General features: G+C 62.4%; 16 protein-coding genes and 1 tRNA gene. 7 read left to right on the plus strand and 10 right to left on the minus strand.

The genetic code is table 11. From position 1 onward, the window contains the following. Window positions 1-152: 152 nt before the first annotated feature. Complete coding sequence (locus ACR0CU_RS01650) at window positions 153-992, plus strand: IclR family transcriptional regulator (protein WP_170404714.1); 840 nt, start codon at window positions 153-155, stop codon at window positions 990-992. Here ACR0CU_RS01650 and ACR0CU_RS01655 read toward each other — a convergent pair. The 3 genes from ACR0CU_RS01655 to putA are packed head-to-tail and all read right to left on the minus strand — an operon-like array spanning window position 968 to window position 5,519. Then, complete coding sequence (locus ACR0CU_RS01655; protein ID WP_170444714.1) at window positions 968-1,339, minus strand: GFA family protein; 372 nt, start codon at window positions 1,337-1,339, stop codon at window positions 968-970. The two genes, ACR0CU_RS01650 and ACR0CU_RS01655, sit on opposite strands and share 25 nt — an antisense overlap. Then, on the minus strand, window positions 1,336-2,079 hold the full coding sequence (locus ACR0CU_RS01660; protein ID WP_170444716.1) for a rhomboid family intramembrane serine protease: 744 nt from the start codon (window positions 2,077-2,079) through the stop codon (window positions 1,336-1,338). Before ACR0CU_RS01660 ends, ACR0CU_RS01655 begins: the two co-directional genes overlap by 4 nt. 41 nt (window positions 2,080-2,120) lie before the next feature. Then, window positions 2,121-5,519, minus strand: coding sequence for a bifunctional proline dehydrogenase/L-glutamate gamma-semialdehyde dehydrogenase PutA (putA, locus tag ACR0CU_RS01665; RefSeq protein ID WP_480642324.1), 3,399 nt, complete (start codon window positions 5,517-5,519; stop codon window positions 2,121-2,123). Window positions 5,520-5,621: 102 nt separating this feature from the next. Between putA and ACR0CU_RS01670 the strand changes: the two genes are divergently transcribed. Both ACR0CU_RS01670 and ACR0CU_RS01675 read left to right on the plus strand, forming a co-directional pair. After that, window positions 5,622-6,110 carry an Lrp/AsnC family transcriptional regulator gene (locus ACR0CU_RS01670; RefSeq protein ID WP_170357186.1) on the plus strand — a complete coding sequence of 163 codons (489 nt, stop codon included), beginning with the start codon at window positions 5,622-5,624 and terminating at the stop codon, window positions 6,108-6,110. 30 nt (window positions 6,111-6,140) lie between these two features. Continuing rightward, on the plus strand, window positions 6,141-6,707 hold the full coding sequence (locus ACR0CU_RS01675; RefSeq protein ID WP_170369566.1) for a tetratricopeptide repeat protein: 567 nt from the start codon (window positions 6,141-6,143) through the stop codon (window positions 6,705-6,707). Between the two features lie 54 nt (window positions 6,708-6,761). Here ACR0CU_RS01675 and ACR0CU_RS01680 read toward each other — a convergent pair whose 3' ends face one another. Then, entirely contained in the window at window positions 6,762-8,651 is a 1,890-nt protein-coding gene (locus ACR0CU_RS01680) for a PhoX family protein (protein ID WP_170444722.1), read from the minus strand. A gap of 307 nt (window positions 8,652-8,958) precedes the next feature. On the opposite strand from ACR0CU_RS01680, the gene ACR0CU_RS01685 reads away from it, so the two are divergent. From ACR0CU_RS01685 to ACR0CU_RS01700, 4 genes are all read left to right on the plus strand, one after another. Continuing rightward, window positions 8,959-9,032 (plus strand) — tRNA-Gly (locus ACR0CU_RS01685). Window positions 9,033-9,160: 128 nt separating this feature from the next. Next, window positions 9,161-10,981, plus strand: coding sequence for an ABC transporter transmembrane domain-containing protein (locus ACR0CU_RS01690; RefSeq protein WP_170444725.1), 1,821 nt, complete (start codon window positions 9,161-9,163; stop codon window positions 10,979-10,981). A gap of 154 nt (window positions 10,982-11,135) precedes the next feature. Then, window positions 11,136-13,025 (plus strand): acyl-CoA synthetase, encoded by a 1,890-nt coding sequence (locus ACR0CU_RS01695; RefSeq protein ID WP_170444728.1) that lies wholly within the window; start codon window positions 11,136-11,138, stop codon window positions 13,023-13,025. A gap of 12 nt (window positions 13,026-13,037) precedes the next feature. Next, the gene (locus tag ACR0CU_RS01700) at window positions 13,038-13,961 is read left to right on the plus strand and encodes an alpha/beta hydrolase (protein ID WP_170444731.1); all 924 of its coding nucleotides are present in this window, start codon (window positions 13,038-13,040) and stop codon (window positions 13,959-13,961) included. A gap of 6 nt (window positions 13,962-13,967) precedes the next feature. Here the strand turns inward: ACR0CU_RS01700 and ACR0CU_RS01705 are convergent, their stop codons facing one another. The 6 genes from ACR0CU_RS01705 to ACR0CU_RS01730 all read right to left on the minus strand — a co-directional run bounded on the left by ACR0CU_RS01705 (window position 13,968) and on the right by ACR0CU_RS01730 (window position 22,089). Next, window positions 13,968-14,804, minus strand: coding sequence for an alkaline phosphatase family protein (locus tag ACR0CU_RS01705; protein WP_170444734.1), 837 nt, complete (start codon window positions 14,802-14,804; stop codon window positions 13,968-13,970). Between the two features lie 158 nt (window positions 14,805-14,962). After that, window positions 14,963-16,600 carry an ABC transporter ATP-binding protein gene (locus ACR0CU_RS01710; protein ID WP_170444737.1) on the minus strand — a complete coding sequence of 546 codons (1,638 nt, stop codon included), beginning with the start codon at window positions 16,598-16,600 and terminating at the stop codon, window positions 14,963-14,965. Further along, window positions 16,597-17,412 (minus strand): ABC transporter permease, encoded by an 816-nt coding sequence (locus tag ACR0CU_RS01715; protein ID WP_170340710.1) that lies wholly within the window; start codon window positions 17,410-17,412, stop codon window positions 16,597-16,599. Before ACR0CU_RS01715 ends, ACR0CU_RS01710 begins: the two co-directional genes overlap by 4 nt. After that, window positions 17,409-18,365 carry an ABC transporter permease gene (locus ACR0CU_RS01720; RefSeq protein ID WP_170340107.1) on the minus strand — a complete coding sequence of 319 codons (957 nt, stop codon included), beginning with the start codon at window positions 18,363-18,365 and terminating at the stop codon, window positions 17,409-17,411. Before ACR0CU_RS01720 ends, ACR0CU_RS01715 begins: the two co-directional genes overlap by 4 nt. 15 nt (window positions 18,366-18,380) lie before the next feature. Further along, a complete protein-coding gene (locus ACR0CU_RS01725; protein ID WP_170340108.1) occupies window positions 18,381-19,967 on the minus strand; it encodes an ABC transporter substrate-binding protein in 1,587 nt (528 codons plus the stop codon). 127 nt (window positions 19,968-20,094) lie between these two features. Next, entirely contained in the window at window positions 20,095-22,089 is a 1,995-nt protein-coding gene (locus tag ACR0CU_RS01730) for a CocE/NonD family hydrolase (protein ID WP_170444740.1), read from the minus strand. Window positions 22,090-22,093 lie beyond the last annotated feature (4 nt).

Here is a 22,093-nt window from a genome sequence, read left to right on the forward strand (position 1 = left end):
GTGATGCAATTTTCTTGAAAAATATTTTCATTATTTTGATAAAATGCGTAACCTGCCATAAATGCAGGATATTCACTTTCTCATTTCGCTGAGTGTTTGTGATCAGCTGAGAAAGCCAGACGGCCGTTCGGCCAAAATGAGGGAGAATCACAATGTCAGCCCAGAAGCGGCCGCGCGGACGGCCCAAGTCGTTGTTCAAGGAAAGCTCGGCCGGAACCATGCAGGCGTTGGACCGTGCGCTGGGGGTCCTGACCACGGTCGCACGGCTTGAACGCACCGCGCTCAGCGACCTCGCGCGTGAGATCGACGTGCCTACTGCAACCACGCATCGCATCCTGACGACCTTGCAAAAGCATGGGTTCGTCAGCTTCAGCGAAGAACGTCAGGAATGGATGATCGGAGTCGAAGCCTATCGCACAGGCGCTTCGTTTCTGCGGCACAACAGCGTTGTCGAGATCGGCCGATCAGTTCTTAGACGCCTGATGCAGGACAGCGGAGAAACTGCGAACCTTGCAGTTCCCGACGGGTCGGAAGTTGTGTTTGTCGGGCAAGTCGAGACATCGAACCCGATCCGGGCGTTCTTTCCGCCGGGCGCTCGTACGCCGATGTATGCCTCGGGTACGGGCAAAGCGATCCTGGCGGCCATGACCGAGGCATCCCGGGCCAAGGTGTTGGCGGACACCAAGCTTGTGCCGTATACGCCCAATACTTGCGCCACATTGGATACCTTGCGCGAGGATCTGACCGAAACGCGGCTGCGCGGATGGTCTTATGATCGAGAGGAGCGCCACTCGGGCATGTCCTGCATCGGAGCCGCAATCTTCAACGACAAGCAGGAGCCTTGTGCCGGAATCTCTGTCTCTGGGCCGACCGCGCGATTCAATCCGGACCGGGCACCCGAGCTTGCCGCCCACGTCGTTCAGGCTGCGCAAGAGATCACGCGGTTGAGCGGTGGTCAAAGTCCGGATCAGTCAGGCCGATCAGAGGGGTGATTGACCCCGTCGTTCCAGGGAATCGGCCCGTGGGTTCTGGGGTTTCCGCCCTCGATGCAGCCAAGGTTGACGCCGCACTCCCCCGGATCCGAGCGTCTTTGGTGATAAACGTATATCCCGCAAGTCTTGCAGAAATAGTGTTTCGCCGTATGCGTTCCCCACGTGTAGAGGCTCAGGTTCTCGGCGCCTTCAAGAATGCGCAGGCTCTCGGTTATGGCGGTCACGGCGGCGGCCCCGCGGCGGATGCAGAAGGAACAGTCGCATCGGGCAGCCGTGGACAGGCCACCGGGGAACTCGGCCTCGATCTTCACGGCGCCGCAATGGCAGGTGGCGGTCATTTGGCTCATCGGCGTGGCACTCTTGGTATACGGGACTGGCTGAACTTGTAGCGGTGTTCGGGATGCGGCGGGTGGCCGTGGGTGCGGTTCCAAAAAGCTGGCCCACCTCGTTTCAGCCACAGTGGGATGCAGAGAACCAAACCGATCACGAAACCGCCCGTATGCGCCCAATAGGCCACACCGCCTGCGTCAGGGTTGCTGGACAGGCTGCCCAGGAACTGCATGCCCAGCCAGACACCCAGCATCACGAAGGCCGGGATGGTGAAGACCCGGAAGTAGATGATCAGAATCAGCAGAATATCGACACGCGCCCTGGGGAACATCAGCAGGTACCCACCCATCACGGCCGCAATTGCGCCGGACGCGCCGATGGTGGGAACCAACGACCCGGGAGCCGTAACGATATGGACCAGCCCGGCGCCGATACCCGCGACCATGTAGAACAGCAGGAAGGGCAGGTGGCCCATCTCGTCCTCCATGTTGTCGCCGAAGATCCACAGGAACAGCATGTTGCCGATCAGGTGCATCCAGCCGCCATGCAGGAACATCGACGTCACCAACGTCTCGAGCGCCACGCCGTCGCTGATGCGGGCGGGGATGATCGCATAGTCGAAATAGAACCGGTTGATCAGCCGGGCGTCGTCCATGATTCCGACATAGCTGAGGAAAATCAGGACATTCGCCGCGATCAGCGCATAGACGACATAGGGCGTCCGCCCAGAAGGGTTGTGGTCTCGAATTGGAAACATGGGGGGACGCTGGGCTTTTCCCGGCCCAGCGTCAAGTCAGCTTATGCCGCACCGCCCAGAAGTGCGGCGTTTCCTCCGGCGGCCGTGGTATCGACGCAGACATGGCGCTCGGCCATCACCCGCGACCGGTCGGGCAAGCCGGGGATCAGCGGCAGGATGGGGCCGTCTCGCCGAGCCAGATGGCGCTCGATCTGACGCGCGGTGTCCGCATCGCCCCACCACAGAACCGCCGATATTCCCGGCAGGTTCTCAAGCCGGTGCAGGTCAAGCGCGCCCTCGGTCTGAATCGCGGTGCCGCCAAGCGCGAGAATGGCGTTTGCCTGCGCCTTGGCCGCCTCGGGGCCGGGGCCCAGGCACAGGAACGGCGCGCGGGGAAACTCGGTCAGCCGGTTCGATTCGCCGGTCGGTCCGGGCATCGAACGGGTCGTCGGCGCGGCAGGCTGCCCGACCGGTGCGGGCAGGTCGGCTGGGGCGGACAATTCCGCGGCCACGACCTGTCGGTCCGGGGCGCAGAAACGGGCCAGATAGTTCGGGCCGCCCGCCTTGGGGCCGGTGCCGGACAGGCCTTCGCCGCCGAAAGGCTGCGAGCCGACGATCGCGCCGATCTGGTTACGGTTCACGTAAATATTTCCGGCGTGGATCGCCTCGGTGACGTGCTGCACCCGGTCGTCGATGCGGGTGTGCAGGCCGAAGGTCAGGCCGTAGCCGGTGGCGTTGATGTCGGCAATCACCTGGTCGATCTCGTGTGACTTGAACCGGGCGACGTGCAGGACGGGGCCGAAGATCTCGCGTTCCAGCGCATTGATGCCGGGGACCTCGATCAGCGTGGGCGCCACGAAGATCCCCTCGGGCGGCAGCGCCAGTTCCTTCAGAACACGACCCTCAGTGCGGGCCTTGGCGACGTGGTCGGCGATGCCCTGTCGGGCCTGTTCGTCGATCACCGGGCCGCAATCGGTCGAGAGCAGCCACGGGTCGCCCACCGAGAGGGCATCCATCGCGCCCTTGAGCATGGTCAGCACGTCATCGGCGATGTCGTCCTGCAGATACAGGCAGCGCAGGGCGGAACAGCGCTGGCCCGCCGACTGGAAGGCGCTTTCGATGATCGACTGCACGGCCTGTTCGGGCAGGGCGGTGCTGTCCACGATCATCGCGTTCAACCCGCCGGTTTCCGCGATCAGCGGCGTGCCGGGTTTGAGGTTCTGGGCCATCGCGGCGCGGATTTTCAACGCCGTCGCGGTCGAGCCGGTGAAGGCCACGCCGGAAACCCGCGGGTCCGAGGTCAGCGCGGCGCCCACCGATGGCCCGCCCGGCAGCAATTGCAGCGCGTCGCGCGGTACTCCGGCCTGGTGCAGCAGCTGCACGGCGCGGTGGGCGATCAACGGAGTCTGCGGCGCGGGCTTGGCCAGAACCGCATTGCCTACGGCGAGCGCAGCCGAGATCTGCCCGGTGAAAATCGCCAGAGGGAAGTTCCACGGGCTGATGCAGGTGAAGGTGCCCACAGGCTCGCCCTCGGGGATGTTGGCGGCGTAGTAGCGCAGGAAGTCCACCGCCTCGCGCAGTTCGGCTACCGCATCGGGCAGCGATTTGCCGGCCTCACGCGCCAGAAGGGCGAAGAGCTCGCCATACTGCTCCTCGTAGAGGTCGGCGGCGGCATTCAGGATGCGGCTGCGCTCGACCGCTGAGGCCTGCCACGGAGCAGCTGCGGCCAGCGCCAGCTCCACATCCGCAGCGCTGGCCGGCGCGACCGCGCCTGGCCGGTCCTCGGGCAGGGCGGGGTTGATGACAGGTTCCTCGGCCTCGGGCGCTGCGTCACCGGCCAGCAGGGGCTGCGCGAACCAGTGAGGTGCGCGAAAGGCGTCGCGGGCGGCATCGATCCGGTCCAATGTCGGTGTGTGATGCAGGTCGAACCCCTGCGAGTTTGGTCTTTCAGGTTGAAACAGTTCGGGGCCGGTTGGGATGTGGCGTGCAGGTTTCCGCACGGCCTCGAACGGATCGGCGGCCACCACTTCGGGGGCAACGTTTTCGTCCACGATCTGGTTGACGAACGAGCTGTTGGCGCCGTTTTCCAGCAGCCGCCGCACCAGATAGGCCAGCAGGTCGCGATGCGCGCCAACCGGCGCGTAGATCCGGCAGCGGGTATTGTGTTGGTCCTTGACGATCTGGTGCAGGGTTTCACCCATGCCGTGCAGGCGCTGGAACTCGAAGGGCTGGCCCTCGGCCATATGCAGGATCGCGCTGACCGTGTGGGCGTTGTGGGTCGCGAACTGAGGATAGATCCGGTCGGTCATGCCCAAGAGCTTGCGGGCATTGGCGATGTAAGATATGTCGGTTGCCGCCTTGTTGGTGAAGACCGGGAAGCCGTCGACGCCCTCGACCTGCGCGCGCTTGATCTCGGTGTCCCAGTAGGCGCCTTTGACCAGACGCACCATCAGCTTGCGGTCATACCGCTCGGCCATGTCATAAAGCGTGTCCAGCACCAGCCCGGCACGCGGCCCATAGGCCTGTACCACCACGCCGAACCCATCCCATCCGGCCAGCGCTGGCTCGGACAGAACCGCCTCGATCACCTGCAGCGACAGCGACAGGCGGTCAGCCTCTTCGGCGTCGACGTTCAGGCCCATTCCGGCGGCCTTGGCCAGCAGCGCCAGCGCCCGCAGGCGCGGCACCAGTTCGTGCATCACGCGCTGTTCCTGGGCTACTTCGTAGCGCGGATGCAGCGCCGAAAGTTTAACCGAGATGCCGGGGTTGGCGCGGATGTCGTCCTGCGTGCAGGCATCGGCAATCGCCGCGATGGCACGGGAATATGAAAGGTGATAGCGCGCGGCGTCTGCCTCGGTGCGCGCGGCCTCGCCCAGCATGTCGTAGGAATAGGTATAGCCCTTGGCCTCCATCCCCTGCGCCCGCTTCATGGCGGACTGGATCGTTTCACCCAGAACGAACTGACGGCCCATTTCCTTCATCGCGCGCCCGACGGCGGTGCGGATGACCGGCTCGCCTAGCCGCTTGATGGCGCCGCGCAGAGCGCTGACCGGCGAGGCCTTGCCCTCGTCCAGCACCTTGCCCGTCAGCATCAGCGCCCAGGTCGAGGCATTGACCAGCGACGACGACGAGTGGCCCAGGTGCTTGCCCCAGTCCGAGGGTGCGATCTTGTCTTCGATCAGCGCGTCGATCGTGTCGGCGTCGGGAACACGCAACAGTGCCTCCGCCAGACACATCAGGGCGATGCCTTCATCGGTCGACAGGCCGTATTCCGCCAGAAACACCTCCATCAGCCCCGGCGCGGTGCTGGAGCGGATGTCGCGCACCAGTTGCGCGGCCGCCTCGCAGATGGCGGTGCGGACCGCTTGAGTCAGGGCGGCCTGATCGGTCAGGGAGTTCAGCAACGCGGTCTGGTCCGCGTAGGTCATGGAATCGATGGTGTGGCGCAGGCTGTGAGTCATGTGTCCTCCGGTCTTTCGATTAATATACCGGTGATTTTGCGGGACAACGGACCGAAATTGTTCTACTAGGCATAAATCGTCCTGAATTTTGGATCAAACTCCATGCGAAACGACTTTCCGGGTTTGGACCGGTTCGACCGCGCGATTCTATCCATCGTGGCCGAGGATGGGCGGATCTCGGTCGCTGATCTGGCTCGGCGGATCGGGCTGTCGAAATCGCCGACACAGGCGCGGCTGAAACGGCTCGAGTCCGAGGGGGTCATCACCGGCTATCGCGCCATGCTGGATCCGATCCGCCTAGGGCTGGACCATGTGGCCTTTGTCGAGGTGCGCTTGACCGACACGCGGGAAAAGGCGCTGGCTGAGTTCAACGCGGCTGTCCGCAAAGTGCCCGAGATCGAACAAGCGCATATGATCGCGTCGAATTTCGACTATCTGCTGAAGGTGCGGACCGGGTCGATGACGGAATATCGCGCGGTTCTGGCCGAAAAGATTTCGTCGCTGCCGCATGTGGCCAGCACCTCAACCTTCGTGGCGATGGAGGCGGTGAAAGAGACCGGTCTGGCCGATGCCATCGATGGCGCGGGTTGACGAAAGGGCGATCCGCGTCACCATTGAATTATGAGACACCTACTTCTTTCCACAGTTCTGAGCGCAGGCGTTGCGATTCCGGCGCTTGCTGAGACCTGTCCGCCTGCACCCGATCACGCCGCCCGGCTGGGTGAACTTATCGGTCAGATCCAGCAGGCCGAGACCGAGATGGCCGCCCGCGAGATCTCGAACCAGATGTGGGAGTTGTGGGCCGACGCACCTGACGAGGCCGCGCAGACCGTATTGGATCAGGGCATGTCCAGACGAAACGCCTGGGATCTGTTGGGGGCGCTGCAGGATTTCGACCGTTTGATTGCGTACTGCCCCGAGTATGCCGAGGGCTACAACCAGCGCGCATTCGTGAATTTCCTGCGTCAGGATTTTGAGTCGGCCCTGACCGATCTGGACCGCGCGCTGGAACTGTCGCCGAACCATATCGCAGCGATGAGCGGTCGTGCTCTGACCCTCATGGGTCTGCAGAGAATGGAAGAAGCCCGCGTTGCTCTGGCAGAGGCGCTGGAACTGAACCCGTGGCTGCCCGAGCGTCACCTTGCAGCCGATGGTGGGCCTTTGGCGATGCCGGGCCAAGAACTCTGAACAGCGCTGTCACCCCCGACGCTTCGCCGGGGGTGATCGCTGAGGTAAGACGGTTCAGCCGACCAGTCCGTTATCCTTGCGTTTGATCGCGATGATCGAGGAACGCGGCGTGCCCCCATCTGGCCAGGATCCACCGGGGTGCTGGATGCCTACAAACATGGTCCGGCGGTCGGCCGACCATGTCAGACCGGTCACCTCGCAGCCGTTCGGGCCGGTCATGAAGCGAACAATTTCACCCGAGATCGGGTCGCCAGCCAGCATCTGGTTGTTGCCATGGCCTGCAAAATCGCCTTCGTTGTCGTCGTTCCCGTCGGTCTGGATCCAGACCACACCGGTGCTGTCGATCATCATCCCGTCGGGCGAGTTGAACAGGTTGCCTTCGTTTACGTTCTCGGACCCGGCATACGCATCGGAATGCACTGTCGGATTGCCGGCCATGACGTACAGATCCCACTGAAACGCGGTTTCTGCACGATCCTGGTTGGCAGGCCGCCAGCGAACAATCTGCCCGTATTTGTTGGCTTCCCGAGGGTTGGGGCCATTGACCGAAGTATCATCGCCACCCGCGTTGGGTTTGACACCACGGTTCTTGTTGTTGGTCAGGCAGCAATAGGCCTCGGCAAGAACCGGGCTGGTTGCAACCCATTCCGGTCGGTCCATCGTGGTTCCACCGGCCTCAGACGCAGCGATGCGGGCAAAGATCAAAATCTCGGCCTCGTCCATGCCGGTGGTTTCCGGTGTCAGCGGCACCCATTCACCGGACATGTCGTCGTTGAATCTGGCCACATACAGCGTGCCGTCATCCAGCAGACCTTCGGTATCCCCGCCGGGGGTGTAGACGCTGTTAGAGACGAATTTGTACAGGTATTCGCCCCGCTCATCATCGCCCATATAGACGACAACGCGACCATCCTTGGCCAACTCGACCGCGGCGTTTTCATGTTTGAACCGCCCAAGTCCGGTATGCTTGACCGGGGTGCTGTTGGGATCGGTCGGGTCGATTTCGACCACCCAGCCGACGCGATGTGGTTCGTTGGGGTTCTTCGAGGTGTCAAACCGCGGATCGAACAATTCGTAACCGTTCCAGCTTTCGGCCTTGATGCCGTATCGCTTGAAGCCATCCGCGACCTTTGGAGTATATGTCGCGCTTTCGTTGCTGGAGCCGAAGTAGCCGTTGAAGTTCTCTTCGCAGGTCAGGTAGGTGCCCCAAGGTGTCTTGCCCGAGCCGCAATTGTTCATCGTGCCCAGCGACGTTGTGCCGGTCGGATCGGCCTCGGTCTTCAGCAGGTCGTGGCCAGCTGCCGGCCCCACGATCTTCATGGGGGTGTTGTGGTGAATTCGGCGATTGAAAGGGCTGTCCTTGACCACGGTCCAGCCATCCGGGGTTTCGGCAATTTCCATCACCGTCACACCCTGCAGGTTCTGCAACTTTCGAACGTCATCCGCGTTTGCGGGCACACCTTCCTGCGCTGCGGGCAGGTTGATTTTGCGATTGGGATACTCGTGATTGATGGCGATCAACTGGTGCCCTTGGAACGAGAAGGTTTCCATACCATCAGTGTTTTCGCCAAAAACCTTGTCCGAGTTTTCGACCGGTCCACCATCGGTGATGTCATACCCGTCAGCCTCGGAGAACAGCGGATCGCCCCAGCGCATGAGGACTTTCCATTCATACCCCTCGGGTACATGCACGGTGCCATCGGTCTGGGCCGCAATCGGAGTGAAGGCAAAACGAGAAGCGGTCTGTGCGTGGGCTGAGGTTGACCCCAGAAGACCGCTGCCCATGGCCGCAGCGCCCGACCCGAAGGCCAACACTCCGCCCAGAAAGCCGCGTCGCGACAGGGCGCTTTCGACGACGCGGTCAAAGTCGTTTTCGTCGGGGCGCGGGAAATGCAGTTCGTCCCAGTCGTCGGCGGAAAGGGTGGCTGGATCAACGTCTTTCATTGGATGATTCCTCGCTGTCGGAATGAATTTGTGAAACGGATTTAGGAACTGATTGTTACAGGTACTTAACAACCCCATTAACCGTTTGGGGCGGTACACACGCTGGGCAGGTTTTCGCGAACGGCAAGCACTGCAATCGTATGCTGCGCCAGTGCGCGACCCCAAAACAAGTGCAATTCAGAGCGATGGGCGGTTGGCCGCGCAGTCCGCAATGGTTGACCGCAAGCAGGCAGTCGCAAAAGCGATGCGTAGGTGGATTTCGGTTCTTGACGACGGCCCGGGCATGGACTACTCAGCCCTTCACCAAGCGGGTATAGCTTAATGGTAAAGCCCCTGCCTTCCAAGCAGGCTATGTCGGTTCGATTCCGTCTACCCGCTCCAACCTCTCCGGAATAAGTTGCGTCAAAAAGCCCTTGTCGGGGTGCTATTGCGCGCAGTCTCCTTGACCCGGCGCGCCTGCGCCGCCAAGAAGCCATATCGCGAGTCCCAGAAGGTAAAAAGGGTCAGGCATGGCAAGAACACGCTCCGCCAACCAAGCAAACGTGCAGGCGCCCGGTGCTCATGAAGATCGACCCGGATCCCGGAAGCTGGGCGTGCTGGCCTCTTTGTGGCCGTTCATGAAACCTTATCGGCTGCTGATGCTTGGGGCGACGCTGGCGCTGGTTCTGACGGCCAGCATGACCCTGACCTTGCCTTTGGCGGTGCGGCGCGTGGTCGACAACTTCCGCATCGAAGACGGTGAACTGCTCGATTGGTATTTCCTGGCGGCGCTGGGCATCGCGGCGGTTCTGGCGGTGGGAACGGGTATCCGGTACATGCTGGTGACCCGGTTGGGTGAACGTGTGGTGGCTGACATCCGCAAAGCCGTGTTTGACCGCGTCATCGGCATGAGTCCCGCCTTCTACGAACGCATCATGACCGGTGAGGTCCTGAGCCGTATCACCACGGACACCACGCTGATCCAATCCGTTCTGGGCTCGTCGGTGTCGATCGCATTGCGGAATTTCCTGATGTTCATCGGCGGGCTTGTGCTGATGTTGCTGACCTCGGCAAAGCTGACCGGGCTGGTTCTGCTGCTGATCCCGGTGGTGGTGGTGCCGATCCTGGTTCTCGGGCGTCAGCTGAGGGTCATCAGCCGCGAAAACCAGGATTGGATCGCCGCCTCGTCGGGCAATGCAGGCGAGGCGCTGGGCGCCGTTCAGACCGTACAGGCGTTCACCCATGAGGACGCCAGCCGCCGTCAGTTCGGTGACATGACCGAGACCTCGTACCATGTGTCCCTGCGCCGTATTCAGACCCGGGCGGTTCTGACGGTGATCGTGATCTTTCTGGTGTTTTCGGGGATCGTCGGCGTTTTGTGGATGGGGGCGAACGATGTGCGCAACGGCGTGATGACCGAAGGCGTGCTGATCCAGTTCGTGATCTATTCGATCATCATGGCCGGGTCCGTGGCCGCCCTTTCCGAAATCTGGAGCGAGCTGCAGCGTGCCGCAGGCGCCACCGAGCGGCTGGTCGAGTTGCTGAACGCCGAAGATACGGTCAACGACCCGACACAGCCAAAGGCGCTGCCGCAGCCGGTCAAGGGACAGATCACCTTTGACAACGTGACCTTCCGCTACCCGACCCGGCCCGATGTTCTGGCGCTGGACGACCTGTCGCTGACGGTGAAGCCGGGCGAGACCGTGGCCTTCGTCGGACCCTCCGGCGCGGGCAAGACGACCGTGATCCAGTTGATCCAGCGGTTCTACGACCCCGAGGCCGGTCAGGTCAGCCTAGACGGGATCGATCTGCGCGACATGCGCCGGGCGGATTTCCGGCAGCACATGGCGCTGGTGCCGCAGGACCCGGTGATCTTTGCGGCCTCGGCGCGCGAAAACATCCGGTTCGGACGGCTGGACGCCTCGGATGCCGAGGTCGAGGCCGCGGCCAGTGCCGCCGCGGCGCATGACTTCATCTCGGCCCTGCCCGAAGGCTATGACAGTTTCGTCGGCGAACGCGGCGTGATGCTGTCGGGCGGTCAGAAACAGCGCATCGCCATCGCGCGGGCGATTTTGCGCGACGCTCCGGTTCTGCTGCTGGACGAAGCCACCTCGGCGCTGGACGCCGAGAGCGAGCTCGCCGTTCAGGCCGCCGTCGACCAAATGCGCGCCGGGCGCACCACCCTGATCGTGGCGCACCGTCTGGCCACCGTGAAAAAGGCCGATCGCATCGTGGTGATGGAGAACGGCCGGATCGTGGCGCAGGGCACCCATGACGATCTGGTGGCGCAAGATGGGCTTTACGCACGTCTAGCGCGTCTCCAGTTCACCGATGGTGTGGCCGCCGAGTGAGGTGACGCGCGGGCATTTCGCGAACCGCCGTAGCGTCATTCTACTTTTTCCCCTTGCCCGAGGGTAAGCCCTCGCTTGCGCAGGGCTGCATTTGCTTACATCTTGGACGCAAGACAGCCTGCAAAAATGCACGGTAAAAAAGGGGAGGAACCACATGGCCTTTGTGGGCAAGGAAGACAAACTGAGAATGGAGCAGGAAATGCCGTGGGAGGACCGCGATGTCCCCGTCACGTTCCATCAACTGCTCTCGCGGACGGCCACCAAGTTCCCGGATCGCAACGCGATCAGTTTCCAGATCCTGTCCGGCCCCAAGGACAAGGCCGAAACCCTGACATGGTCGCAACTGCTGACCAAGACGAACCAGGCGGCCAACCTGTTCCGCTCTTTGGGGGTCAAGGAAAACGACGTAGTGGCCTATGTGCTGCCCAACTGCAACGAGACGCTGGTCACCATGATGGGCGGCGCGGTGGCCGGGATCGTGAACCCGATCAACCCGCTGCTCGAGCCAGAGCAGATCGCGTCGATCCTGCGTGAGACCAAGGCCAAGGTCGTGGTCACGCTGAAGCCATTCCCGAAAACGGACGTCGCGCAGAAGGTCGCCGAGGCCGTGCGCCACGCGCCGGGTGTCAACACCGTGTTGGAGATTGACCTGAACCGGTACCTGACGCCGCCGAAATCGTGGATCGTGCCTTTGGTCCGGCCCAAGATGGCCGACAAAGAGCATCTGGCCCACGCCGATTATCTGGATTTCAACAAGGAACTGGCGAAGCAACCCACCACGCTGACCTTCGAGGACAGCAAAGAGGACCGGGTTGCCTGCTATTTCCATACCGGCGGCACCACAGGTATGCCCAAGGTCGCGCAGCACAAATATTCCGGCATGATCTACAATGGGTGGCTGGGCCACACGCTGCTGTTCTCGGAAGAGGACGTGATCATGTGCCCGCTGCCGATGTTCCACGTCTTTGCCTGCCATGTGATCGTGATGGCGGCGGTGTCGTCGGGCGCCCATGTGGTGTTCCCGACCCCCGCCGGTTATCGCGGCGACGGCGTGTTCGACAACTTCTGGAAGCTGATCGAACGTTGGAAAGTTTCGTTCATCATCACCGTGCCCACGGCGATCTCGGCCAAGATGCAGCGTCCGGTGGATGCCGACATCTCGACCGTCAAGACGGCCTTCTCGGGTTCGGCTCCGCTGCCGGTCGAACTGTTCCGCCGGTTCGAGAAAGCGACCGGTGTGACCATCGTCGAAGGTTATGGCCTGACCGAGGCCACCTGCCTGGTGTCCTGCAACCCGGTGGATGGCGAGAAGAAAATTGGCTCGATCGGGATTCCGTTCCCGTACACCGACGTCAAGATCCTGCGCGACAGCCCCGACGGGCCCAAGGAATGCGCGGTGGACGAAGTGGGCGAAATCTGCGTGTCGAACCCGGGTGTCTATGCCGGGAACACCTATACCGAGGAGGACAAAAACGTCGATCTCTACTATTTCGACAAGTACCTGCGCACCGGCGACCTGGGACGGTTCGATGCGGACGGGTATCTGTGGATCACGGGCCGGGCCAAGGATCTGATCATTCGCGGCGGCCACAATATCGACCCGGCCGAGATCGAAGAGGCCTTGCTGGGCCATGACGCGGTGGCCTTTGCCGGCGCCATCGGCCAGCCCGACGCCCATGCGGGCGAGGTTCCCTGTGCCTTTGTCGAACTGGTCGAAGGCGCCAGCGTGACCGAGGAAGAACTGCTGGAATACTGCAAGGTGCACGTGCACGAACGCGCGGCGCATCCCAAGCACATGACCATCCTGCCCGAGCTGCCGAAGACGGCCGTGGGCAAAGTCTTCAAGCCGGAACTGCGCAAACAGGCGATCACGCGGGTCTACAACCAGGCGTTGGAAACCGCCGGCGTTGCGGCGCGGGTCGTGTCTGTCATCGACGACAAAAAGCGCGGCCTTGTCGCGCAGCTTGACGCGAACGGCTCATCCGAAGACGATGTGAACCAAGTGCTGGGCAACTTCACCCGGCCGTGGGAGTGGGCCGACTGATCCGGAGGGGCAATGGATTATGAACGTCTGATCGACGAGGAGACCTGGGCGTTCATCCGGCGCACCGCCGAAAGCTATCCCGAAGACGCGGTGGATCGGTCCATCGAGGACCAGCGCCGCGTCTATGACGACATGTGCCGCGCGTTTCGGCAGCCGCGTCCACCGGGCGTCGAAACACGGGACAGCTCAGCCGATGGGGTCGGGGTGCGCGTCTATTCCTGCGGAGATCCCACCCGAACCGTCGTCTACATGCATGGCGGCGGTTTCGTCGTCGGCGGGCTGGACAGCCACGATGACGTCTGCGCCGAGCTGTGCGCCCAGACCGGCTATCGGGTGGTGGCGGTCGACTACCGGCTGTGTCCTGAACATGTTCATCCGGCGCAGTTCCAGGATTGCTGGACCGCGGTGAATTGGGTGCAATCCGAATTCGGCGATCCGCTGGTTCTGGCCGGGGACAGCGCTGGCGGAAACCTGGCCGCAGCCGTCGCCCATCACGCGCGCGGGCGCATCGGGAACATCCTGGGGCAGGTTCTGATCTATCCCGGTTTGGGTGGCGATCCGAACCAGGGATCGTATGTCGAACACGCCCACGCCCCGATGCTGACGCGCGACGAGGTTATGTTCTATGAAAAAGTCCGGTGCGGCGGCGCCGTCCCGGAACTTGATCCCACATTCGCCCCCCTGCACGATACCGACTTTTCCGGGCTGCCGCCGACGGTGGTGGTGACCGCCGACTGCGATCCCCTGCGTGATGACGGAGCCGCGTACTGCGCCAAAATCACCGCCGCCGGCGGGCAGGCGCATTGGATCAACGAGGCCGGACTCGTGCATGGCTACCTGCGCGCCCGCCATTCGGTGACCCGCGCCGCCGACAGCTTCGAACGGATCTCGATCGCGGTCGAGGCGCTGGGGCAGGGGTTGTGGAACTACGACTGACCGCGCTCAGCGCAGGAACGGCCTGGCCTTCATCGTCTCGGCCACCGGTGCGCCCATGCGGGTCAGGATCGTGGGCGCCAACTGTAATTGGTCAATGACCGTTTCCGCATCGGGACCCTCGGCACCGCCGAAGTAGTACAGCGCCGTTTCCTGCTGCAGCGCGCTGCGCCCGCCGTGGTGGCCGCGCTCGTCCTGGCCGTGATCGGCGGTCACGATCACCTCGTATCCCAACTGCCGCCAGCGGGGGATGAAAGGGGCCAGCATCTCGTCCATGACGAAGCAGGCGTGATCCATCTCTTCACAGTCGTGGTAGAAGCGGTGGCCCATGCTGTCGAGCGTACAGGTATGGAGAATGCCGTAATCCAGCCCGAACCGCAGGCACAGGTTGGTCAGGGTCGCGAACAGGTCGACATCGGACGGCGTCATCTGGTTGGCCTTGCCATAGCCCGTCATCGAGTGGAAGCGGCCGTGGTTGATGGTGGCGCTGTCCGGCTCGTCATATTCGATGTCGCGCACATAGTCGAAAGGGTGGCGGTTGAAGAACTGCGACCAGAAGCTGTGGGTCACCGCCCCGGTCACGCCGCCGGCCTCGCGCACCTGGCTGAAGATGTCCTTGTGGTCCAGCCGGAACACGTTGCCGTTTCCGGTGCAGCCATGCTCCTGCGGTGTCACGCCCGTGTGGATCGAGGCATAGCAGCTGGCCGAGATCGAAGGCAGCACCGAACGCAGCTTCCAAACCCGCGCTTCGCCGCTGTCGACCCAGCCTTCGAGGTTGCCGAATAGCCGGCGGAAATTGCGCCAGGGAACCCCGTCGAGAATGATGAGCAGAAGCTTGCGGTCCATCGCATGGCCCTCGTGTTGGTTGGCTTGTTTGCCTCACCCTAGGAGATTCGGTCTGCCAAGGCTGCCCGTTCGCGCCCTGAATGAGAAAAACCCGACACTTCGATAGAAACAAAGTGTCGGGATTTCAGAGTGTTTTGTCGGCTTGCACAGCCAGCGGCTCAGTTGCCGGCGCTCTCCATCTTGCGGTGGGCCACGACCTCTTCCAGCCAGCCCAGATGCATTTCCGGCACCGAGCTGAGCAACAGATCGGTGTAATCGTCGAACGGCGGGCTCAGCACCTGCGATTTTGGTCCATAGCGCACCACGCGCCCCTGATACATCACGGCGATGCTGTCGCTGATCGCGCGCACCGTCGCCAGGTCATGGGTGATGAACAGATAGGCCACGTCCTCGATCTTCTGCAGGTCCAGCAACAGCTTGAGAATGCCATCCGCCACCAGAGGATCCAGTGCCGAGGTGACCTCGTCACAGATGATCATCTTGGGCTTGGCCGCCAGCGCGCGGGCAATGCACACGCGCTGCTTTTGACCGCCGGAAAGTTCCGCCGGATACCGATCGATGAAACCTTCGCCCAGTTCGATCTCGTCCAACAGTTCGATGATGCGCTTGCGCTTCTCGGCGCCGCGCATGTTGAAGTAGAACTCGAGCGGCCGGCCGATGATGGTGCCCACCGTCTGGCGCGGGTTCATTGCAACATCGGCCATCTGGTAGATCATCTGCAACTCGCGCAGGTCCTCGCGCGAGCGTCCGGCCAGATCGGGGCTGAGCTTGCGCCCGGCAAAGGTGATCTCGCCGTCGCGCGGGGGCAGCAGGCCGGTGATCACCCGGGCCAGCGTGGACTTGCCCGACCCCGATTCCCCCACGACCGCCAGAGTCTGGCCGGGATGGACCTCGACATTGACGTTGTGCAGCACGTCGAAGTTCAGCCCCTTGTAGCGGGCAGTGATGCCATCGACCTGCAACACGGGTTCGGGCGTAGGCTGTTTTTCCTCGTGCTCGATCGAGCGGACCGAGACCAGCGCCTGCGTGTACTCTTCCTGCGGGTTGTTGATGATCTGGTCGGTGGTGCCGTACTCGACCGTGTCGCCCATGCGAAGCACCATGATGTCATCGCTGACCTGCGCCACGACCGCCAGATCGTGGGTGATGTACAGCGCGGCCACACCCGTGTCGCGGATCGCTTCCTTGATCGCCATCAGAACATCGATCTGCGTGGTCACGTCGAGCGCGGTTGTGGGTTCGTCGAACACCACCAGATCCGGCTCGGGACACAACGCCAGCGCCGTCATGCAACGCTGCAACTGCCCACCAGAGACCTGGTGCGGATAGCGGTTGCCGATGTTGTCCGGGTCGGGAAGGCCCAGCTTGGCGAACAGTTCGCGCGCCCGCGCCTCGGCCTCTTTGCGGCTGAACTTCTTCTGCTCGACCGCGGCTTCGACCACCTGATCCATGATCTTCTTGGCTGGATTGAAGGACGCCGCCGCCGATTGCGAAACATAGGTCACCTCGCCGCCGCGCAGTTTGCGGATATCCGAGAGCGACGTCTTAAGGATGTCGCGTCCGTTCACCCAGACCTCACCGCCGGTGATTTTCACGCCGCCCCGGCCATAGGCCATCGAGGCCAATCCGATGGTCGACTTCCCCGCACCGGATTCCCCGATCAGCCCCAGCACCTTGCCGCGCTCGAGGTCAAAGCTGACCCCGTGCACGATTTCGATGTCGCGGGGCTTTTCGCCCGGCGGGTAGACGGTTGCGCCGATCTTGAGGTCACGGACCTTGAGAAGGGTATCGCTCATCCCCGGCCTCCTTTCAGCGATGTGGTGCGGTTCAGTATCCAGTCGGCCACCAGGTTGACCGAGATGGCCAGCGTGGCGATGGCCACCGCCGGGTACAGTGCCGCGCCGATGCCATAGACGATGCCGTCCTTGTTTTCTTTCACGATGCCGCCCCAATCGGCCAGCGGAGGCTGAACGCCCAGGCCCAGGAACGACAGGGTCGAGACGAACAGCACCATGAAGATGAAGCGCAGGCCCAATTCGGCCACCAGCGGTGACAGCGCGTTGGGCAGGATCTCGCGGAAGATGATCCAGCCGCGGCCCTCGCCGCGCAGCTTTGCGGCCTCGACATAGTCCATGACTTCGATGTCAACGGCCACGGCCCGGGCCAGACGATAGACGCGGGTGGCGTCCAGCAGGCCCATGACCACGATCAGAACCGGGATGGTGACCGGAACCATGGCCAGAACCACCAGCGCGGTGATCAGCGACGGGATCGACATGATCAGGTCCACGGTCCGTGACATCACCTGATCGGCCCAGCCCCCCAGCACGGCGGCCAGAAAGCCCAGGATCGAACCGGTGACGAAGCTGAGGATGGTGGCGGCGGTGGCGATGAAGATCGTGGTGCGCCCGCCATAGATCATTCGGCTGAGAAGATCGCGGCCGATATTGTCAGTGCCCAGCCAGAATTCCGAACTCGAGGGCTCCCACACGTCGCCTACCACCTCGGCCATGCCGTAGGGCGCCAGGAAGGGTGCAAAGACGGCGATGATGAAATACAGGGCGGTGAAGGCCAGCCCGATCATTGCAGAGATTGGGATGTTCTTCATTTCGGGTGCCTCAGCCTTGGGTTGGCCAGGATTGCGACGATGTCGGCCACCATGTTCAGCCCGATATAGATGGCGGCGAAGATGACGCCGCAGGCCAGAACCACCGGCACGTCGCGTTTGGTCACATGGTCCACCAAGTACTGTCCCATGCCGGGATAGACGAACACCACCTCGACCACGACGACACCCACGACCAGATAGGCCAGGTTCAGCATCACCACGTTCACGATGGGGGCGATGGCGTTCGGGAAGGCATGGCGCCAGATGACCTTGAAGTTGCTCAGGCCCTTCAGTTCGGCCGTTTCGACATAGGCCGACTGCATCACGTTCAAAATCGCGGCGCGAGTCATGCGCATCATATGCGCGAGAACCACCATGGTCAGCACGATGACGGGCAGCGCGATCGAGTTCAGCTTTTGCCAGAAGGACATGCTGTCATTGATCATCGCCAGCGGCGAGAACATGCCCAGCTTGACCGCGATGAAATAGACGAGGACATAGCCGATCAGAAACTCCGGGATCGAGATTGTCGTCAGGGTAACGGCTGAGATCAGCTTGTCGGGCCAGCGGTTGCGGTAGCGTACCGCGACGAGGCCAAGAAAAATTGCAAGGGGGACCGAGACGATGGCCGCCCAGAAGGCAAGAAACAACGTATTGCCCAATCGGTTGCTGACCGACTCGGCGATGTCCAGCTTGTTGGTCAGGGACGTGCCCATGTCACCTTGGACAATTCCGCCAAGCCATTCGAAATACCGGGTCAAGGCGGGACGGTTCAGCCCCATCTCCTCACGGAGGTTGGCAAGGGATTCAGGGGTGGCGGACTGCCCCAGGACGGCTTGCGCGGCGTCTCCGGGTAGGGCCTCGGTCAACCCGAAAATCAGGGCCGAAGCGCCAAACAGCAAGAGGAATCCCAGCGCCAGGCGCTGGGAAACCAGTTTGATGATAGGATGCATACCTGTCGATCCGAGTTAGACGAACCACATCTTGCGGGACATGTTGCCGTTCATCATCTCTTGGGTCGGATCAGTCTCCCAGCCATCCAGCTGGTTGCTGATGCCCTCGACAAAGTCGTTGAACATCGGGCAGATCAGGCCGCCCTGGTCACGGACCATCATGCCCATCTGGCTGTAGATGGCCTTGCGCTTTGCCGGATCCAGCTCGGCACGCGCGGCAAACAGCAGGTCGTCGAACTCTTTGACCTTGAACCGGGTGTCGTTCCAGTCGGCGGTGGACAGATAGGCAGTTGCGTACATCTGGTCCTGCACCGGACGGCCACCCCAGTAGGACGCGCAGAACGGCTGTACGTTCCAGACTTCGGACCAGTAGCCATCATTCGGCTCGCGCTTGATCTCAAGCGGGATCCCGGCCTGCTGGGCGGTCTGCTGGAACAGGGCTGCGGCATCCACGGCGCCAGGGAAGGCTCCGTCGGCCACGCGCAGAATGATGGGCGACCCGTCATGACCGGACTTCTTGTAGTGTTCGGCGGCTTTTTCAACGCTGAACTCACGCTGCGGGATCGTCTCATCGAACAGCGGGTATGCTGCGTTGATCGGCATGTCGTTCCCGACCGAGCCATAGCCGCGCAGTACCTTCTCGACCAGCTCTTCGCGGTTGATCGCGTATTTCAGAGCGGTCCGCAGCTCGTTGCTGTCGAACGGCGCCGTGTCACAATGCATGATGAACACGTAGTGGCCGCGTCCTGCCGTCGAATGTACGGTCAGGTTGGGCGCACGACCCAAGAGGTCGGCAACCTTGGGCTCAACCCGGTTGATCGCGTGGACCTGACCCGACTGCAGCGCGGCCGTCCGGGCCGTGGCATCGTTGATGACCACCACTTCGACGCTGTCAAAGTTGCCGAAATCCGGGTTCCAGTGGTTCTCGAATTTGGAGAACAGGTGGCGCACACCGGGTTCGTCCGCTTCCAGCTTGTACGGACCGGTGCCGATACCGGCGCCCGGGTTGTCCATTCCGCCGTCCGGCTGGATGATCAGGTGATAATCGGCCATCAGGTAAGGCAGATCGGCGTTCGGCTCGTTCAGGGTGACCTGAAAATATTCGCCATCGGCCTTCATCGACTCGATGCCCTTCATGATGCCCAACGCGCCCGACTTCGAGTCTTCGTTCGAGTGGCGCTGCATCGTTTTCAGCACGTCCTCGCTGGTCATGGTCTTGCCGTTGTGGAACTCGACCCCCTGACGCAGTTTGAACGTCCAAACCTTGGCATCGGCGCTGCCTTCAACGCTTTCGGCAAGGCGCGGCTCGATCGTGCCGTCGGGGGCGACTTCGACCAGTTGGTCGCCGAACTGCTTGCCGTTCTGGAACGGAACCGAGCTGGCATAGGTGGCCGGGTCCAGCGAGTTCGTGGATTCACCGCCCTGCAGGCCCAGTTTCAGATCGCCACCTTTCTTGGCGCCGGCGGCGCGGGCCGCGTCGGCGAAGACGGTGCTGGCCATGGCAGCCGATACACCCAATGCGGCTGCCTTCCCCATGAATTCACGTCGGGTCAGTTTCCCGGCGGTCACCTGGCTGGCCATGTGAGTGAGTTGTTCGTTCATTCGGATATCTCCCAGTTGAGTGTTTTGTGTGCCCGTTTTACGGGCTTTTTATTGACGCATGAGTCAACGTTGGCGCATTTCGTCGCGGCGGGCAAGGTCAAATCTCAGGGACTTGCCACCAGCAAAATCACATCTGATCACGAGGTATGGTGTCCTCCACGGTTTTGGAAAAAATCTTCACATCGTTTTCAAAGGCATCAAGCGTCGCGCGCAGATGAAAGTTGGATCGGTCCGACCACATCTCGCAATTTGCCTCGGTTCGCAGTTGGATGCTGTCGCGCCGGGTCTCTTGTACCCATTCGCAACGACCGCGCGCGCTCAGCGGATCGTCCGGATGGATGGACCACCGTTCAAAAGCGGTTCCGCCGCTGACCAGACCATGATCCGCGTCTTCGACCAGGCCGAAATCATCTTCGATGACCAGATCGATGGCGCCGGTCGTCATGTCTGTTTCAACGCGCCGCGCATGGGTCGCCTCTCGCAATTGGGTCACTTGCCACGGAGAGTCCGCATCGGGCGGGGCAAATTGCCATTCATCCCGATCCGACCAGTCGCGCTGGGGGATCGTGATCGTGCCGCCTGTCAGGTGCAGCTCCGCTGTTTCCGGCGAAGGCCAGATCAGCGGCCAATAGGCGCTTGAGACGGCAACGCGCAGGCGGTGGCCCTTTGGAACCCGGTAGGCGATGTGGTCCAGCACGACCTCGATGTCACAGACCTGTCCGGGTATCAACGTTTTGGGAGACGAATGCCCCTCCGTATGGGTCAGATTCAGTACACCATAGGTGATCCGAGTCGCAGCTCCGTCGGGGTGGATGTGGTTCAGCCGAACGGCAATTTGGGCTTGTGGTTTGTCGACACTCAGCTTCAAGCGCAGGCGCGGGGCACCGACAATGTCCAGATCTGCGGTCAGAGGGGTCGTGTCGAAACAGGCGGACAGAGCGTCATCTGCTCGCTGGTCGCCCGGCATGTCCGGACCCAGCCAGATGGCGCAATATTCGCCGCCATCCATGCCGCAATGATGCGGCGAGCGGATTTTGGTATCCAAGGGGCCGTCCTTACCCAGCCCGGCTTCGGAAAGCGGAAGGGTGACCGTCGGCAGGTGGGACGTGGCGCTGGCATCCTCGGTGATCCAATGGCCCGGGCGTTCGGCATACCAGCGCTCCGGGCGCACGCCATCCATCAGATAGGCGCGATAGGCCGAGTCCTGTTCAACTCCGGTCTTTTTGCCCTTCAGCCAGCGGTCCCACCAACGCAGCGCCTCTTGCAGGAAGCCGATGCGTGGTTCGGGCACGGCAAAATGCGGGTACTTGTGCACCCAGGGACCGACGATGCCCTTGACCGGCGCACTCAGGTTCTCGACCAGCCAGGGCACCGTGTTCTTGTAGGCATCACCCCAGCCGCCCACCGCCAGCGTCGCGGCGCGGATCGCTCCGGGGTCTTCGCAGACAGACCCATGTCGCCAATAGGCATCGCGGGTCTGGTGCCGCAGCCAGACCGAGGGCAGGAACGGTTCTGCCTTCAACCGCTGCAACCACATCTCGCGCCAGTCGTCACGCAGCGCCGGGTCGGGCGGGCGGGACGAATACGACCACATGGTGGCCCCCCAGCCCAGGTTCTCGTTCAACAGGCAGCCGCCCTTGTAGTGGATGTCATCGGCATAACGGTCGGCGGTCGAACACAAGGTGATGATGGCCTTCAAGGGTGCGGGCTGCAGCGCCGCCACCTGCAGCGCGTTGAAGCCGCCCCAGCTGATGCCCATCATCCCGACTGCGCCGCTGCACCATGGCTGTTGGGCCAGCCATTCGATCACCTCGACGGCGTCGTCCAGTTCCTGCTGGGTGTATTCATCCTCCATCAGTCCCTGGCTGTCGCCGTTGCCGCGCATGTCGACGCGGATGCAGGCGTAACCCCGTTTGGCAAACCAGGGATGGGTCATGGCATCGCGCGCCGTCGTGCCGTCGCGCTTGCGATAAGGCAGGTATTCCAAAATGGCGGGCACCGGGCGCTGCGCCGCATCGACAGGCCTCCAGATCCGCGCCGACAGGCGGCAGCCGTCCGACAGAATGATGCCCTGATCCGGAACCTCTTCGATCTCGGCCAGTGAGTTCTTCGCCTGAGTCATGTGC

It is taken from the genome of Ruegeria sp. BC2 (genome assembly GCF_056539245.1).

What these genes read in the sequence shown, in the direction of transcription:
- ACR0CU_RS01650 (WP_170404714.1), top strand. Translation starts at nt 153, where the DNA reads ATGTCAGCCCAGAAGCGGCCGCGCGGACGGCCCAAGTCGTTGTTCAAG.
- ACR0CU_RS01655 (WP_170444714.1), bottom strand. Translation starts at nt 1,339, where the DNA reads ATGAGCCAAATGACCGCCACCTGCCATTGCGGCGCCGTGAAGATCGAG.
- ACR0CU_RS01660 (WP_170444716.1), bottom strand. Translation starts at nt 2,079, where the DNA reads ATGTTTCCAATTCGAGACCACAACCCTTCTGGGCGGACGCCCTATGTC.
- putA (WP_480642324.1), bottom strand. Translation starts at nt 5,519, where the DNA reads ATGACTCACAGCCTGCGCCACACCATCGATTCCATGACCTACGCGGAC.
- ACR0CU_RS01670 (WP_170357186.1), top strand. Translation starts at nt 5,622, where the DNA reads ATGCGAAACGACTTTCCGGGTTTGGACCGGTTCGACCGCGCGATTCTA.
- ACR0CU_RS01675 (WP_170369566.1), top strand. Translation starts at nt 6,141, where the DNA reads ATGAGACACCTACTTCTTTCCACAGTTCTGAGCGCAGGCGTTGCGATT.
- ACR0CU_RS01680 (WP_170444722.1), bottom strand. Translation starts at nt 8,651, where the DNA reads ATGAAAGACGTTGATCCAGCCACCCTTTCCGCCGACGACTGGGACGAA.
- ACR0CU_RS01690 (WP_170444725.1), top strand. Translation starts at nt 9,161, where the DNA reads ATGGCAAGAACACGCTCCGCCAACCAAGCAAACGTGCAGGCGCCCGGT.
- ACR0CU_RS01695 (WP_170444728.1), top strand. Translation starts at nt 11,136, where the DNA reads ATGGCCTTTGTGGGCAAGGAAGACAAACTGAGAATGGAGCAGGAAATG.
- ACR0CU_RS01700 (WP_170444731.1), top strand. Translation starts at nt 13,038, where the DNA reads ATGGATTATGAACGTCTGATCGACGAGGAGACCTGGGCGTTCATCCGG.
- ACR0CU_RS01705 (WP_170444734.1), bottom strand. Translation starts at nt 14,804, where the DNA reads ATGGACCGCAAGCTTCTGCTCATCATTCTCGACGGGGTTCCCTGGCGC.
- ACR0CU_RS01710 (WP_170444737.1), bottom strand. Translation starts at nt 16,600, where the DNA reads ATGAGCGATACCCTTCTCAAGGTCCGTGACCTCAAGATCGGCGCAACC.
- ACR0CU_RS01715 (WP_170340710.1), bottom strand. Translation starts at nt 17,412, where the DNA reads ATGAAGAACATCCCAATCTCTGCAATGATCGGGCTGGCCTTCACCGCC.
- ACR0CU_RS01720 (WP_170340107.1), bottom strand. Translation starts at nt 18,365, where the DNA reads ATGCATCCTATCATCAAACTGGTTTCCCAGCGCCTGGCGCTGGGATTC.
- ACR0CU_RS01725 (WP_170340108.1), bottom strand. Translation starts at nt 19,967, where the DNA reads ATGAACGAACAACTCACTCACATGGCCAGCCAGGTGACCGCCGGGAAA.
- ACR0CU_RS01730 (WP_170444740.1), bottom strand. Translation starts at nt 22,089, where the DNA reads ATGACTCAGGCGAAGAACTCACTGGCCGAGATCGAAGAGGTTCCGGAT.